This window comes from Methylobacterium sp. Leaf102 (genome assembly GCF_001422425.1).
In the GTDB taxonomy this organism is placed as follows: Bacteria; Pseudomonadota; Alphaproteobacteria; order Rhizobiales; family Beijerinckiaceae; genus Methylobacterium.
Map to the genome: position 1 here is coordinate 132,597 of NZ_LMMX01000034.1, position 15,239 is coordinate 147,835.

Below are 15,239 nucleotides of genomic sequence, written 5' to 3' on the forward strand. Positions count from 1 at the left end.
CTCCGGCGCCCTCATCTGAAACAGCATCCGCGCGGCCGTGCGATCCGGGCAGCTTTTAGCGAGACGATTCCCTTGACGAAAGGGGAATCGTCATCCGAGCGGCGTTCTACGGGCCTTACGCGGGCAGGCGCAGCCCTTTACGCGGGCAGGCGCAGCCCTTTACGCTGGCAGGCGCAGCCCTTTACGTGGGTAGGCGCAGACCTTCGCGGGCAAAGACGGCCCGCACGGCGGGGCGCGCCGCCATGGCGCGGGCATGCGCCGTCCAGTGGGGAAAGCGCTCCGCCATGTCGAAGCCGAGGGCCGGGCCACGGCCCCAGGTCCAGAACAGCAGCAGGTAGGGATCGACCACGCTGTAGCGGTCCCCCAGAGCCCAGCCGCCGTTCGAGAGCTTAACGTCCGTCATGGTGAACAGGTCGCCACACGTATCGGCGCCCTTGGCCGCGATGGCCGGAAACGCGTCCTCGTCGGCGGTGTAGCGCTCCGGCCGCCGGACATGGGCATAGGCGATGTGATGGTTCGTCGAGAGCCATGCGAGCCACTCGTCGGCGCGTGCCTGATCGCGCGAATCCTCCGGCCATAGGCCCGCCTCCGGATGGAGGCGCGCGACGTGGCGCAGGATCGCCGTGTTCTCGGTCAGCACCCAGCCCTCCTGCAAGCTCTCCTGCAAGCCCCCTTGCAAGCCCCCCTGCACGAGGGCCGGCACGCGCCCGCGCTCGTTGACGGCGAGGTACTCCGCCGCACGCTGATCGCCCTTGGCCAGATCGAGCCGCACGGTCTCGAACGGCGTGCCGGTTTCCTCCAGGGCGATGTGCGAGGCCAGCGAGCAGGCGCCGGGGGCGTAGTAGAGGGTGGTCATGCCGATGTTCGTTTCCACGCATTCAGAGATCGAGGTGCAGACCAAGAAGGTTTGCGACCGTGCCTCGGACATCCTTCAGGACATCCGCGGGGACTTTCCCGATCGGTCGGAAGCCACGCATCGTGCGATCCACGCAACGGATCTGATCGCACAACACGGCGCCGCTCACGGCGAGTCCGTCCGGCAGGATGACTTTGGTCGGCCAGGGAGCCACATTCGACGTCACCGCACAGATGATCGCGGTGGCGTTTCGCTGGTGGAAGCCCCGGTTGGTGAGAACGAGCGCCGGCCGCACACCGGATTGCTCGCGGCCCAGAGTCGGGCGCAGGTCGACCCAGACGAGATCCCGGGCATCCGGCAGGGCCGCTTCAGCGGCTCCAATCGTCATGGATGATCTCCGTGCCGACGTCCGGCCCCCAATCAACGAGCTCCGGCCGATTGGTCGGGCCGAGACGATCCATCTCCGCCAACATCTCGTCGAGTGTGGGGACACGGCCGCGTGGGCTGATCTCTACGATCTGCCCATCGCTCAATCCGTTCTCGCGACCCACCTTCGCGGGAATCCGGATCACGAACTCATCCCCTGTCCGGTTGAGCTTGGCCTTCATGACGAGAGCCCCTTCCTCCGGAGGCAGGACAGTACCACCGTCGAGAGAAAAGCCTCACATCGCCTCCGACCCGCGTCCCATGGCGGCGATGCCCGTGCGCGAAATCTCGACGAGGCCGATCACCGTCATCAGGCCGATGAAGCGGTCGATTTCCTCGGTGGTGCCGGTGACCTCGAACACGAAGGAATTCAGGGTCGCGTCGAGGGTCTTGGCCCCGAAGGCGGCCGCGAGGGTCAGGGATTCCGTGCGGTGCTCGCCGGTCCCGGCCACCTTCACGAGGCAGAGTTCGCGCTCGAGGGACTGGCCCTGAAGCGTCAGGTCGACCACGCGGTGCACGGGGACGAGGCGGTCGAGCTGCGACTTGATCTGCTGGATCACCGCATCGGTGCCCGTGGTGACGATGGTGATGCGCGAGATGTGGCGCGCGACCTCGGTCTCCGAGACGGTCAGGCTCTCGATGTTGTAGCCGCGACCCGAGAACATGCCCGAGATGCGGGCGAGCACGCCGGGCTCGTTGTCGACGATGACCGCGAGGGTGTGCCGGTTGATGGGCTCGACCCGGCCGGCGTCGGGGTAGTGGGTGTTCATCGCATTCATGGCTTGCCCCAGTTCCAACTCTTCGCTTCTTCGCCCATCCGGGTCCATGCTGGACCCGTTCCAGACGTCATGATACCGCGCCGCCATGGACAGTCGCCAGCGCACGCTCGCCGCCGTGAGGCCCCACGGCCGGACCGGCGTCGAACTCGGTCCCCTCGACCGGCCCCTCGTGCACCGCGGCGACGGCGACATCCTCTACGCCGACCATCTTTCGACGGACGACCTCGCCCGGAAATACGCCGGCCATGCCGCCGCCGGCCCGCGGGCCCGCGGCGCCCTGGTGGAGGTCGATCTCGTCCTCGACCGCCAGACCCTCGCCCAAGCCCTCGGAGACCGTGGTCCCGTGGACTACATCGTCGCCTCGCACGTCATCGAGCATCTGCCCGACCCCGTCGGTTGGCTGAGGGATTGCGCCGAGGCCCTGCACGAGGATGGCCTCCTGTTCCTGGCCGTCCCGGATATGCGCTTCACCTTCGATCGCGGCCGCACGCTCACCACCGTCGGCGACCTCGTCGGCGCCTCCCTCACCCGCCCCACGGGGCCGAGCCCGGCCCAGGTCTACGAGCATTTTTCCCGCGCGGTGCAGGTGGATGCCAAGGCCGTCTGGGCGGGACGCGAGACCCGCTTCCCCCTGTTCACGGGACACGGGCCCGAGGCCGGCCTGGAGCATGCGCGGCGTATCTACGAGGCGGGCGGCACGATCGATGTGCATTGCAGTGTCTTCACCCCCGACAGCTTCGTGTCCGTCCTCGGCGAGGTGATCGCCATCGGTCTGGTGCCGTTCGCCTTCGCCGAGTTCACGCCGACGCAGCCCGGCGAGATCGAGTTCTTCGCGCTGCTTCGCAAATGCGAAGGACTCGCCCCGGCCAAGCGAGCGGCGTTCACCTCTCGGTCCGACCGGCCGGCTCCGCGTCCGGCCGCGCCGGGCTGGCGCAGCCGCCTGTCCAACGCGCGCCGCCTCGGCGTCCCGCGCTAGGGAACGGGGCACGGGAGACGCCCGGCGGGATGCGGGTCAGACCAGCATCTTGCCCTCTTCCGAGATGATGTCGCCGATCTCGGCGCCGGTCTCACCGAGGTAATCCGACAGGATCATCTCGTTGTGCGCCTTGCCCGACGGGATCATGGGGAAGCAGTTTTCCTTCTTGTCGACGACGCAGTCGAAGATCACCGGGCCGTCGTAGTCCAGCATCTCCTGGATCGCCGCGTCGAGGTCGCCGGGCTTCTCGCAGCGGATGCCCTTGGCCCCGTAGGCTTCCGCCAGCTTGACGAAGTCCGGCAGGCTCTCGGAGTAGCTCTGCGAGTAGCGCGAGCCGTGCAGCAGCTCCTGCCACTGGCGCACCATGCCCATGTACTCGTTGTTCAGGATGAAGATCTTGACCGGCAGGCGATACTGCACCGCCGTGGACATCTCCTGGATGTTCATCAGGATCGACGCCTCGCCGGCGATGTCGATGACGAGCCCGTCCGGATGGGCGAGCTGCGTCCCGATGGCGGCGGGCAGGCCGTAGCCCATGGTGCCAAGGCCGCCCGAGGTCATCCAGCGGTTCGGCTCCTCGAACTTGAAGTACTGCGCCGCCCACATCTGGTGCTGGCCGACCTCGGTGGTGACGTAGGTCTCGCGGCCCTTGCAGGCCTCGTAGAGGCGCTGGACAGCGTATTGCGGCTTGATGATCGTGCCCGACGGCCAGTAGGCGAGGCAGTCGCGCGCCTTCCAGGTGCGGATCTTGCCCATCCAGGCGTCGAAGCGCTCCGGGTCCGGCCGGGTCGGCAGGGCCTTCCAGGCGGCGAGCATGTCTTCCAGCACCGAGCCGCAATCGCCGACGATCCCGACATCGACTTTGACGACCTTGTTGATCGAGGAGGCATCGATGTCGATGTGGATCTTCTTGGAGAACGGCGAGAACGCATCCAGGCGCCCGGTGATCCGGTCGTCGAAGCGGGCACCGACGCAGACCATCACGTCGCACTCGTGCATGGCGAGGTTGGCCTCGTAGGTCCCGTGCATGCCGAGCATGCCGAGGAAGTTCTCGTCCGAGGCCGGGAAGGCACCGAGACCCATCAGGGTCGAGGTCACGGGAAATCCGGTCTCGGCCGCGAGTTCGCGCAGCAGGGTCGAGGCGTGCGGGCCGGCGTTGATGACGCCGCCGCCGGTATAGAGGATCGGCCGGCGCGCGTTCGCCATCAGCTCGACGGCCGCCTGGATCTGGCCTGCGTCACCCTTGAACGCCGGCTTGTAGGTCTTGTGGCCGTTCTGGGTCGGACGCTCGTAGAGTCCGCTGGCGAACTGGATGTCCTTCGGCAGATCGACGACGACGGGGCCCGGCCGCCCGTGCGAGGCGACGTAGAACGCTTCGTGCAGGATGCGCGGCAGGTCGGCGATGGATTTGACCAGATAGTTGTGCTTCGTGCAGTGGCGCGTGATGCCAACCGTGTCGCACTCCTGGAACGCATCGGTGCCGATGAGGTGCGTCGGCACCTGTCCGGTGATGCAGACCAGCGGGATCGAGTCGAGCAGGGCGTCGGTGAGGCCGGTGATGATGTTGGTGGCGCCCGGTCCCGAGGTGACGAGGACGCACCCGACTTTGCCGGACGAGCGTGCGTAACCTTCCGCCGCGTGGACCGCGCCCTGCTCGTGGCGCACGAGAACGTGCTTCAGGGTGTCCTGATGGTAGAGCGCGTCGTAGATCGGCAGCACCGCGCCGCCGGGATATCCGAACAGGGTGTCGACACCCTGATCCTGAAACGCCCGGATGACCATTTCGGCCCCAGTCATGACCTCGCCGCCCATCGTCCTGCTCCTCGAACTCTGTTCTGAAATCCGTGTCGTCTCTCGTCGCGGCAACAAAAAAGGGCCCCGAAGGACCCTGCATGCGCCACCATCCGGATCGCGGTCCCTGGTATCAGGACCGCCCCGTCGGTGGCGCTTTCGTTACGATGAGGATGGCACGCATCGGAATGACCGTCTGATCTCTTCACCCGCCAAACCGACGGATCGAATTTCGTGTCGCGTGTCGTAGCCGATCCGCCCCTCAGGGTCAACGCGGATCTACTCGGCGGGAACTTCGCCCAGGACGGCGCCGGTCCTCGGATCGGCATCGAACTTCATCCGGCGCCCGTTCTTGATGCCCTCGCCGTCCCAATGGCCATCGTCGGCTTCTAGTTTGATGATCTCCGAATAGCCGGCGGCCTTCAGGGCCTGCTTGGTCTGTGCCGGCGTGAGCCAATCCGCACCAGGCGTCTCCGCGAAGGCGACGCGGGGGCCGAGGGCGAGGGTCACCATGAGGGTGAGGCGCGTCAACCGTCGCATGCGAGATCCTGTCCTGTGTGGGAGCGCGTCCCCGTCCGACGCACGATCCATCTAGGGCGCTCTCCGCCGAAGTGGATGCCGGTTCGGCGGAAAAGAGCGCGGCTCCAGGCCGGTGGCGTTCGGGGGCATGGGGACCTCGAAAACACACGACCTTGGGCCTGAAGTGTTTGCCCGCCCGGCCCTGGCCGTCCTATCTGAGACGTGCTGAATGCCAGCGCGTCGAACCTCGCCCCGCCCGCGATGCCATCATCGGAAAATTCCCTGTCGACCACAACGGCCCTGCTCCTCCTCGACGTCGCCGGAAGTCCCTGCGCCCTGGTGCGGACCTCCGTGCGCGAGGTGCTGCCTCTGCCGGACCTGCATGCACCCCCGGCGACGGGCGGTCCACTGGCGGGCTTCCTCGACCTCGGCGGCGTGCCTGTGCCGGTGGTCGATCTCGCCCGTCTCCTCGGCCTCCCGGCCCGGGACGGCGCGGAAGCGGACGACCCCTATAGCCACCTCGTCCTCGCGGCGGACGCGACCGCGGCCTTCCTGGTGGATCGGGTCGAGGATCTCGTCGTCGTTCCGAGCACGGCGATCCAGCCCGTGGCCGAGACCCGCACCCTCAACGGCTGCGTCACGGCCGAGATCACCCTCGGCGACCGCATGGTGCATGTCCTGGACCTGGCCCGTCTGCTCACCGCCGAAGAGCGCCAGCGCCTGGACGACCTCACCCGCGCCGCGGCCGGACGCCTCGCCGCATTCGGGCGGATCCCTGCATGAAGCGGCCCGACCGGTTCGGCCCGCAATCCGACCCGGCCTTCCCGGCCCTCAAGGCTCGGATCATCGCGCGAACCGGCCACCACTACTACGCCGACAAGGACGACCTCCTGCTGGATCGCCTGCGCAAGCGGTTCAAGGCCAACGGCCTGCCGGACTGCGCCGCCTACGCGGCTCTGTTGAACGACAGGGCCCTGGGCGAGGCCGAATGGGCGGCCCTCGAGGCCGAGATCACCATCGGCGAGACCTTCTTCTTCCGCTACGCCGAGCAGTTCGCCGCCCTGCGCGGCACCATTCTGCCCGGCCTGATCGCGGCGCGGGCGCATGAGCGTTCCCTGAAGATCTGGAGCGCCGGCTGCTCGACGGGGGCCGAGCCGTATTCCCTCGCGATTCTCCTCCACGAGCTCCTCGGTCCCGCCCTGCCCGATTGGCGCATCGCCATCACCGGCAGCGACATCAGCACCGCGGCCCTGGCGACGGCGCAGGCCGGCCTCTACGGCCGCTGGGCCCTTCGAACCCTGCCGCCCGAGGAGCGGCTGCGCTACTTCACGTCCGGCCCGGTCCTGCCGGGTCCGGGCCGGGAGGGAACCTACACCCTGCGCACCGACTACCGCCGGATGGTCCGCTTCGAGCGCCGCAACCTGATGGAGCTCGTCGACGGCACCGCGCCGCCGCACCTCGCCGACTTCGATCTGATCCTGTGCCGCAACGTGCTGATCTACTTCGAGGCCGAAATCGTGCTGGGGATCGTGCGCGGTCTCGGGCGGCGCCTGCTGCCGGACGGTTGGCTTCTCATCGGCCACGCCGAGCCCAATCCCGCCTTCGCCCAGACCCTCGAACCGGTGAACCTGCCCGGCACCGTGGCCTATCGCCCCCGGGGGGCCGGCGAGCCGGTGATGGTGCAGCCGCCCGTCCCCTCCGCCCCGTGGGAACCCACCCTTCCCTGGATCGGCGAAGGGGCGAGCGCAACCGATCTTCGGAGCGTGTCGGACCCGTTGCCGGTCTGCCCGACCGGTGGGACGCTGGAGGTGGGGGCAGATGCGGACGGGGCGGGGCGGGACGCTTCTCCTCGGAACGACATCGCTCCACCGGTGACCCTCGACGACGATCTCACTCGGATCCGCACCCTGAGCGATGCCGGCGAGACCGGCCAGGCTTGGCGCAGGGTCCGGGCGGCCCTTCGTGCCGCTCCGATGGCGGCGGTCCTGCACTATTACGATGGGCTCCTCGCCCGGACCCTCGGGCGCGACGCGGAGGCCGAAGCGGCGCTGCGACGGGCTCTCTACCTCGATCCCGGCTTCGTCATGGCGCATTATCAGCTCGGCCTGCTTCTGATCGCCATGACGCGGCCGGCGGAGGGCTGCCGTTTCCTCGACAATGCCATCCGCCTCGGCGAGACCCTGCCGGCCGTGGCGCATCTCGCCGAAGCCGACGGGATCGGCCCGCGGGAACTGGCGCAGAGCGCGGCCCTGGCGCGTTCCACCCTGGAGGATCTTGCCGAATGAAGGCCATCCCAAGAACGTCCGCCATGAACGTCACCCCATGAACGGAGCCGCCGAAGCCGCCCGCCGACGGGCCCTGCGGGAGGCCCGCACGCGCGCCCTCGCGGGGCGGGATCGGGCCGCGGGGCAGCGGGTGACCCTGCGCTCGTTCCTCGTGTGCGCGTGCGGCGAGGATCGCTACGGCCTGCCCCTCGCCCAGGTCGCCCAGGTCCTGCCCGCTCGCCCCGTCACGGCGGTGCCGGACGCGCCCGATGCCCTCCTCGGCGTCGTCGCCCTGTCGGGCCGGGTGGTGAGCCTGCTCGGGCTTGCGCGTGCGCTGGGACGCCCCGGTGCCGCCGAGCCCGGAGCCGGTCATATCGTGGTCCTGCGCGGTGGTGCGGCGGCCGTGGCCCTGGCCGTGGACCGGGTGGAAGGCGTCGTCGCCATCGCGGCGTCCGACCCGGACCTTCCGAACGCCACCGAAAGCCTCCTCGATCCGGCCGTCGCGGGATTGGGTCCCGGGGCGGTTTCGGGCTATGCCCCGGCGGGAACCCATGGGGGCGACGGCTTCGTCGCCGTCGATCTGCCGCGCCTCCTCAGGCGCTACCTGTCCTGAGTGTCCCTCGGAGAACGCCCGCCGCACCGTCGCGCTCGGAACGAGAGCCGACGGTGATCGGGCGTTCCGGAAGGCACTCCGGCGCCACCTGCCCGGTGTGCGTCGGTTTCGTGGAGCCTTGAGCCAGCCTGTGTCGATCTCCATCGGAAAACGCATCCTCCTCGGCTTCGTCGCCATCACCGTGGTGATCGTGGCGCTGGGCCTCTACGCCCTCGACCAGATCAGCGCCGTGCGCGACAACATGAACACCATCGTCAAGCGGGACCTGACGGTGGCGCGCCAGCTCGACGACCTCGGCAACAAGGCCCGCGACATGGGGCTCTTGCGGCGCAACGCCGTGATGGCGGCGCTCATGCGCAACCGCCCGGAGGCGGAGCTGATCCAGATCGTCGAGACCTGGCGGCGCATGGGCCAGGAGGCCGATGCGCTCTTCGGCGAGGTGGTCCGGACGGCCAACGGGTATTCCGCCACGGCGCCGGCTCCGGCGCGCGCCGCGGCCTGGAAGAAACTCGCCGAGACCGCCGAGGCGGCGGCCGGCGACTTCCGGCAGTTGCGCGCGGTCAGCGAGCCGCAATTCACCGCCATCGCGGCCAGGGACGCCGAGGCCATCGAGGCGCGCAACGAGCCGATCAACCGGATGCAGGAGGTGCTCCTGGCCGACATCGAGCGCACCCGCGAGGCCCTCGACGCCGGGATCGCCGCCGGCCAGCAGCGCGCCGCGGAAATCTACGACCGCAGCCTGTGGTCCGTCATCCTGACCCTGGCCGCCAGCGTGCTGCTCAGCATTCTCATCACCGCCCTCATCCGGCGGGGCGTGGTCAAGCCCTTGGAGGACGTGATGCAATTCGCCGAACGCGTCGGCGGCGGCGACCTGTCCGGCACCCTGGCGACGAAGGGCGACGACGAGATCGCCCGGCTCGGGCGCACCCTCAACGGCATGGTGGCCGGGCTCGCCGATCTGGCGCGCACCAACCGCGCCGCGACTGCGGATCTCAACGCGGCGGCGGCGGAGATCCGCGCCTCGGCCCAGGAGCAGGCGGCCTCCGTCGAGGAGCAGTTCGCCGCCGTCCAGGAGACCGCCGCCACCGTCGACGAGATCACCCATTCGGGCGCCCAGATCGGCAAGCGCGCCGGCGAGGTCATCGCCACGGCGCAATCCACCGCCCAGACCTCGCGGGCGGGCCTGCGCGCGGTGGCCGACACCGCCAAGGCCATGGAGGCGATCCGCGAGCAGGCCGAGGCGGTGGCGGGCAACATCGTCGCCCTGTCCGAGAAGACCCAGGCCATCGGCGACATCATCACCACCGTCAACGACATCTCGGAGCGCACCCACCTCCTGGCGCTGAACGCCGCCATCGAGGCGGCGGCGGCGGGCGACAGCGGGCGGAGCTTCGCCGTCGTCGCCTCGGAGATGAAGCTGCTCGCCGATCAGGCCAAGGCGGCGACGGGGCAGGTCCGCACGATCCTGGGCGAGATCCAGCGCGGCATCAACACCTCGGTGATGCTGACCGAGGAGGCGGTCAAGCGCGCCGCCGCCGGCAAGGCCCGCTCGGACACCACCCAGAGGACCATCGAGGAGATCACCGCGAGGGTCGAGGAGAGCGTCCAGACCTTCCAGCAGATCGTCGCCTCGACCAACCAGCAGCAGCTCGGCATCGAGCAGGTGATGGGCGCCCTCCAGAACATCCGCCAGGCGAGCCAGCAGACGGCAGCCGGCACCCGCGAGGTCGAGGCCGCCTCGGCCAATCTCACCGAGCTGGCCCAGGCCCTGATGACCCTGGCCGAGCGCTACCGGCACTGAGTGTCTCTCACAAAACTCCCGCTGCAACGCCGTATTCGAGGCGAGAACCGATGATGACCGGGAGTTTTGTGAGGCACTCTGAGACGCGGGAGGCCGAGGCCATGAAACGAACCCGCTTCCCGAAGGGCCCGGGCCCGCTTCCGCACGTGCGTTCGCACCTGCGGAAGCGGGCCTGAGCGGCGAGCCGAACCGGATGGACATTCGCCAACTCCTCCTCGCGGCCTTCGAGGTCGAACATCGCGAGCATATCGACGCCATCCGCGCGGCCCTGGCCGGGGCGGCGGAGTCCCGCGACTGGAACGACGTGTTCCGCCGGGCGCACAGCCTGAAGGGGGCGTCGCGGGCCGTCGACCTGCCGGCGGTGGAGGCCGTGGCCCATCGGTTGGAGACCCTGTTCGACCGCATCGTCGAAGGCGGCGGCACCCTCGACCGGGGTGCGGAGGCCGCGGTCCAGCTCGCGCTCGACCGGATCGAGGCCTATGTCGGCGGCCTTACCGACGGGGTCGGCGCGCCGATGCCGGACGATGCGCTGCAGGCCCTCGACCGCTGCCTCGACCCCGGATCCCCCGTGGCAGCCGCGCCGGATCCGGCGCTCCGGCCGGCCGAAGCGCCGCCGGCCGTTCCACCCGCCGCCCCTGCGCTGACCGCGCCCGAGCCGGCGCCCGAGGCCGGCGCGCTGCTGCGCGTCCCGGCCGAGGCCATCGATGCCCTGACCCGGGCGAGTCACGAGCTCGCGAGTGCCCTCGGGGGCGAGGTGGTCCTGGCCGAGGGGCTCGCCAGATTGACCCGGCGGGCGGGCGACCTCGGCCTCATGGCCGAGCGGTTGCGCGGGACGGCGACGGCCGCGACGTCCCTGCGCGACCTCGAGACCGGTCTGCTCGCCCTGGCCCGCGAGGCCGCCGACCTGTCGCGGGTGCGCCTCACCGTCGCCTCCGCCGTCGAGGCGGCCGCGGCCCGGGTGGCCGAGCACGCCGAGCGCCTCGCCCTCGTGCCGGCCGAGACGGTGTTCGGCGGGTTTCCCCGCGCCCTGCGCGAACTCGCCCGCGAGGGCGGGCAGGAGATCGCCGTCCAGACCACCGGCCTCGATCTTCCGGTGGAGCGCTCGATGCTCCAGGCCCTCAAGGATCCGGTGCTGCATGCCCTGCGCAACGCCCTGAGCCACGGGGCCGAAGCCCCGGAGGCGCGCGCCCGCAGCGGCAAGCCGCCGGCCCTCGCCATCGGCCTCGACGTCGCCGTCCGGACCGGGCGTCTCGTCGTCACGGTCCACGACGACGGGCGCGGGCCGGATCTGCGCGCCATCGCCGAGGCCGCGCGGCGGCGGGGGCTGGCGGCGACGGAGGACGATCCCGACGCACTCCTCGCCCTGGTGTTCGAGGCGGGGCTCTCGACGGCGACCGAGGTCGACACCCTGTCGGGGCGCGGCATCGGCCTGTCCGTGGTGGCCGACGCCGTCCGCCGCCTCGGCGGCCAGGTCCGCCTGAGTCCCCGAGCGCCCTGGGGCACCGAGCTCGCCATGACCCTGCCCCTGCAGGCGGCGCGGCGTGCGATGCTCCTCGTCGAAGCGGGGCAGGCGACCTACGCCGTGCCGAGCGCCGCCGTGGAGCGGGTGATCCGGTTCGATCCGCGCGACCTCGACCGGGCCATGGGCCGGCCGGTCCTCAGGGTCGTGTCGGAGGGCGGCGCAGGCGCCACCCTGCCGGTCCTGGCGCTGGCCGATCTGCTCGGTCGTCCCGGCGGCCGGCCGCCCGAGGCGGGGGCCGCCGTCGTCCTGCGGGCCGGGGGGCGGCGCGTGGTCCTCGTCGTCGAGACCCTGCGCGAGGTCCGCACCCACCTCGTCCTGCCGGCGCCGCCCATCGGCGCCGACCCGCGCCTCGTCTCCGGCACGGTGATCCTGGGCGACCGCCCCGTCCTCGTCCTCGAACCGGACGGCCTCGTCGCCCGGGCGGCGGAGGCCGGATTTCAGGCCGGACCGGATGCCGCGCTCCTCCCCGGGGCGGAGCGCGGAACGATCGGTTCGGCCTCACGTTCGAACAACCTCGCGAACAACATCGCCGCAACCCCGGCGACCATCCTGGTCGTCGACGATTCCATCACCACCCGCACCCTGGAGAAGGGCATCTTGGAAGCGGCCGGTTACCGCGTCGTCGTCTGCGTCGACGGGCAGGACGCCATCGAGCGCCTGCGCGCCGGGATCGAGCCCATCCGGCTGGTGCTGGCCGATGTCGAGATGCCGCGCCTCGACGGGTTCGGCCTGCTGAAGGCCATCCGGGCGGAGGAATCCGTCGCGCGCCTGCCGGTCATCCTGATGACCTCGCGGGGCGATCCCGAGGACGTGGCGCGCGGCCTCGACCTCGGGGCCGACGCCTACCTGACCAAGCAGAGCTTCGACCAGCGCCGTCTCCTCGAGACCATCGGGCAATTGCTGTGACCGGACCCGCGACCCCCGACACGCCCCGCGTGCGGGTGATGCTCGTCGAGGATTCCCTCGTCGTGCGCCAGCTCCTCATCCACATCGTCGGGCGCGATCCGCGCCTCGAGGTCGTGGCCGCCGTCGCCTCGGGCGAGGAGGCGCTCGCCACCCTCGCGTCCGCCCGGCCCGACGTCATTTCCATGGACATCCGCCTGCCGGGCATCGACGGCCTGGAGACCACCCGCCGGATCATGGCCGAGCGGCCGACGCCCATCGTGGTGGTGGCCGACGCCATCGAGGATTCGTCCCTGCGCATCTCCATGAACGCCCTGCGGGCCGGCGCCCTCTCGGTGGTGGAGAAGCCGGTGGCCACCACCCATGCGGGCTACGAGACCGTGGCCACGGAGATCTGCACGCAGCTGCGCATCATGGCCGCCGTGCCGGTGATCCGCCGCCGGCCCATCGGTGCGGAATGGGCGGGCCGGCCCCGCGACCTGCGTGCCCTGATCCCCGCCATCGCGTCCGAGGCACCGAGCGTGGTCGCCATCGCGGCGTCCACGGGCGGCCCTCCGGCCCTCGCCCGGGTCATCGGGGCGCTGCCCGAAGCTTTCCCCCTGCCGGTCCTCGTGGTCCAGCACATGGGTGCGGCCTTCATGGAAGGCTTCGCCGCCTGGCTGAACGGCGTCGTCGCCCTGCCCGTCGCCGTGGCGCGCGACGGCGAGCGCGCGGCCCCCGGCCGGGTCTACGTCGCGCCCGGCGACCGCCACCTCGAACTGGCGCCCGGCGGGGGCCTGCGCCTGACCGACGCCGACCCCGTGGGCGGGCAGCGCCCGGCCGCCACCGCCCTGTTCCGCTCCCTCGCCCGCCATGCCGGTCCGCGCGGGGTCGGCGTGCTGCTGACCGGCATGGGCGAGGACGGCGCCGTTGGGCTCCTCGACATGCGCCGTGCCGGGGGCGCCACCATCGCGGAGGACGAGAGCACCGCGGTGGTATTCGGCATGCCGGCCGCCGCGATCCGGATGGGAGGCGCCGGCACGGTGCTGCCGCTGGACCGGGTGGCTTCCCATCTCGCCAGGATCGTCGCCGGCGGGGGCATGCCGTGAGCGAGCCGGCCCGCCTTCTGCTCGTCGAGGATTCCGAGACCCAGGCCCTCGAATTGCGGCTGCTGCTCGAAGGGCACGGCTTCTCCGTCGAGCGCTGCGCCACCGCGGAAGCGGCCCTCGACCATCTCAACACCCGCCTGCCCGACCTCGTGGTGGCCGACCACCACCTGCCCGGCATGAACGGCGACGAGTTCGCCCGCCAGCTCCGCCTGTCCCTGCGCACCCGCGCCCTCCCGCTTCTCATGCTGACGGGGGCGCGCGACGGCGAGCGCCAGGGTTTGGAGAGCGGCGCCGACGCCTACGTGGCCAAGTCCGCCGACCGCGACATCCTGATCCTGCGCATCCGCGCCCTCCTGCGCGAGCGCCTGGGCGGCGGCTCGGAGGCGCCCGGCGCCTCGGGGTTCCGGCGCGGGCGCGTCCTCGTCGTCGACGGAAGCGCCACCTACCGCACCTTCCTCGCCGGGCTGCTGGCCCACGAGGGCCACCTCGTCAGCGTCGCCGACACCGCCGAGGCCACCCTCGCCGCCCTCGACGCCGACGGCGCCGCCTTCGACTGCGTCACCATCGATCTCCTCGGCACCGCCTATGACGGCCTCGGCCTGTGCCGGGCCGTCGACGCCCGCCGGGCCGCCGACATCGCCGCCCGCGAGGCCGGCACGCCCACCTTCCACGTGGTCGGCATCGCGGGCAGCACGCCGGCCAAGGATTTCCTCGTCCAGGCCTTCGCGGCCGGTGCCGACGACGTGGTGTCCAAGATCGACGGCGACGTGCTGGTGATGCGGGTGCGCAGCCTGGTGCGGCGCAAGCTCCTGGAGGAGGACAACCGTCGCATCGCCGGCGAGTTCGGCGCCCGCGAACGCGCCCTGGAACGGGCCCGGGCCGAGGCCGAGGCGGCGGAGGCCCGCGCCGCCCTCGCGGGTGCCCTGGAGCAGGCGAATTCGGATCTCGCCACCGCCAACCGCAAGCTCACGGATGCCCAGGCCAAGCTGGTGCAGGCCGCCAAGATGGCCTCGCTGGGCGAACTCGTCGCCGGCATCGCCCACGAGATCAACAACCCGCTCGCCTTCATCCTCGCCCACCAGGGCACCGTGGAGCGCCTGCTGACCGAAGTGGCCGCGGACCCCGCCCCGGCCGACGCCCCGCGCCTCCTGAAGAAGTGCGGCGACCGCGTCGGCGCCATGCGGATGGGCCTGACCCGGATCCAGGACCTCGTCCTGAATCTCAGAAAATTCTCGCGCCTCGACGAGGGCGAGCGCGCCCTCGTCAACGTGCCCGACGCCATCGAGACGGTGCTGGCCCTGATCCAGCACAAGCTCGGCGACCGGATCGGGGTGGTGCGCGACTTTTCCGGCCGGCCGGAAATCCACTGCACCCCGGCGCTCCTCAACCAGGTGGTGATGAACATCCTCGGCAACGCCGCCGACGCCATGCCGGAGGCCGGCACCATCACGATCCTCACCGCCAGTACCGACGAGATCGACGAGATCCGCATCTCGGATACCGGGCCGGGCATTCCCGAACCATTGCGCGAGCGGATCTTCGAGCCGTTCTTCACGACGAAACCTGTCGGCGCGGGCACCGGCCTCGGTCTCGCGATTGCCTACTCGGTGGTACAGGCGCATAGCGGCACGCTCACGGTCGAGGCCGCCCCGGGCGGCGGAGCCTGTTTCATCATCGGCATCCCCCGGCAGGCGCGGTGAG

Annotated in this window: 14 protein-coding genes; 8 read left to right on the forward strand and 6 right to left on the reverse strand. The window is 70.8% G+C overall.

Features of this window, described 5'->3' with window-relative positions; translation table 11 throughout:
- Nucleotides 1–181 precede the first annotated feature (181 nt).
- The 4 genes from ASF27_RS15165 to ilvN are packed head-to-tail and all read right to left on the reverse strand — an operon-like array spanning nucleotide 182 to nucleotide 2,061.
- Nucleotides 182–856 (reverse strand): glutathione S-transferase N-terminal domain-containing protein, encoded by a 675-nt coding sequence (locus ASF27_RS15165; RefSeq protein WP_056361621.1) that lies wholly within the window; start codon nucleotides 854–856, stop codon nucleotides 182–184.
- Between the two features lie 22 nt (nucleotides 857–878).
- Complete coding sequence (locus ASF27_RS15170) at nucleotides 879–1,244, reverse strand: type II toxin-antitoxin system PemK/MazF family toxin (protein ID WP_056361378.1); 366 nt, start codon at nucleotides 1,242–1,244, stop codon at nucleotides 879–881.
- Entirely contained in the window at nucleotides 1,225–1,464 is a 240-nt protein-coding gene (locus ASF27_RS15175; RefSeq protein ID WP_056361381.1) for a hypothetical protein, read from the reverse strand. The genes ASF27_RS15170 and ASF27_RS15175 overlap by 20 nt, the downstream gene beginning before the upstream one ends.
- A gap of 54 nt (nucleotides 1,465–1,518) precedes the next feature.
- On the reverse strand, nucleotides 1,519–2,061 hold the full coding sequence (gene ilvN / locus ASF27_RS15180; RefSeq protein ID WP_056175221.1) for an acetolactate synthase small subunit: 543 nt from the start codon (nucleotides 2,059–2,061) through the stop codon (nucleotides 1,519–1,521).
- A gap of 85 nt (nucleotides 2,062–2,146) precedes the next feature.
- On the opposite strand from ilvN, the gene ASF27_RS15185 reads away from it, so the two are divergent.
- Nucleotides 2,147–3,037 carry a methyltransferase domain-containing protein gene (locus tag ASF27_RS15185; protein WP_056361384.1) on the forward strand — a complete coding sequence of 297 codons (891 nt, stop codon included), beginning with the start codon at nucleotides 2,147–2,149 and terminating at the stop codon, nucleotides 3,035–3,037.
- A 36-nt stretch (nucleotides 3,038–3,073) separates the two neighbouring features.
- Here ASF27_RS15185 and ASF27_RS15190 read toward each other — a convergent pair whose 3' ends face one another.
- Nucleotides 3,074–4,849, reverse strand: coding sequence for an acetolactate synthase 3 large subunit (locus ASF27_RS15190; protein WP_056305161.1), 1,776 nt, complete (start codon nucleotides 4,847–4,849; stop codon nucleotides 3,074–3,076).
- A 258-nt stretch (nucleotides 4,850–5,107) separates the two neighbouring features.
- Nucleotides 5,108–5,368, reverse strand: a complete 261-nt coding sequence (locus ASF27_RS15195) for a PepSY domain-containing protein (protein ID WP_056261423.1) — start codon at nucleotides 5,366–5,368, stop codon at nucleotides 5,108–5,110.
- 240 nt (nucleotides 5,369–5,608) lie between these two features.
- Between ASF27_RS15195 and ASF27_RS15200 the strand changes: the two genes are divergently transcribed.
- The 7 genes from ASF27_RS15200 (at nucleotide 5,609) to ASF27_RS15230 (ending at nucleotide 15,238) form a co-directional block, all read left to right on the forward strand.
- Nucleotides 5,609–6,130, forward strand: a complete 522-nt coding sequence (locus ASF27_RS15200; protein ID WP_056261426.1) for a chemotaxis protein CheW — start codon at nucleotides 5,609–5,611, stop codon at nucleotides 6,128–6,130.
- Entirely contained in the window at nucleotides 6,127–7,632 is a 1,506-nt protein-coding gene (locus ASF27_RS15205; RefSeq protein WP_056261430.1) for a protein-glutamate O-methyltransferase CheR, read from the forward strand. The genes ASF27_RS15200 and ASF27_RS15205 overlap by 4 nt, the downstream gene beginning before the upstream one ends.
- Nucleotides 7,633–7,669: 37 nt before the next feature.
- Nucleotides 7,670–8,224, forward strand: coding sequence for a chemotaxis protein CheW (locus ASF27_RS15210; protein ID WP_056361386.1), 555 nt, complete (start codon nucleotides 7,670–7,672; stop codon nucleotides 8,222–8,224).
- 130 nt (nucleotides 8,225–8,354) lie between these two features.
- Nucleotides 8,355–10,025, forward strand: coding sequence for a methyl-accepting chemotaxis protein (locus ASF27_RS15215; RefSeq protein ID WP_056175240.1), 1,671 nt, complete (start codon nucleotides 8,355–8,357; stop codon nucleotides 10,023–10,025).
- 193 nt (nucleotides 10,026–10,218) lie between these two features.
- Complete coding sequence (locus ASF27_RS15220) at nucleotides 10,219–12,453, forward strand: response regulator (RefSeq protein ID WP_056361390.1); 2,235 nt, start codon at nucleotides 10,219–10,221, stop codon at nucleotides 12,451–12,453.
- 38 nt (nucleotides 12,454–12,491) lie between these two features.
- Nucleotides 12,492–13,538: a chemotaxis-specific protein-glutamate methyltransferase CheB gene (cheB, locus tag ASF27_RS15225; protein ID WP_056361624.1), complete on the forward strand. Its 1,047-nt coding sequence runs from the start codon at nucleotides 12,492–12,494 to the stop codon at nucleotides 13,536–13,538.
- On the forward strand, nucleotides 13,535–15,238 hold the full coding sequence (locus ASF27_RS15230; protein WP_056361392.1) for a response regulator: 1,704 nt from the start codon (nucleotides 13,535–13,537) through the stop codon (nucleotides 15,236–15,238). The genes cheB and ASF27_RS15230 overlap by 4 nt, the downstream gene beginning before the upstream one ends.
- Nucleotide 15,239: the final 1 nt, after the last annotated feature.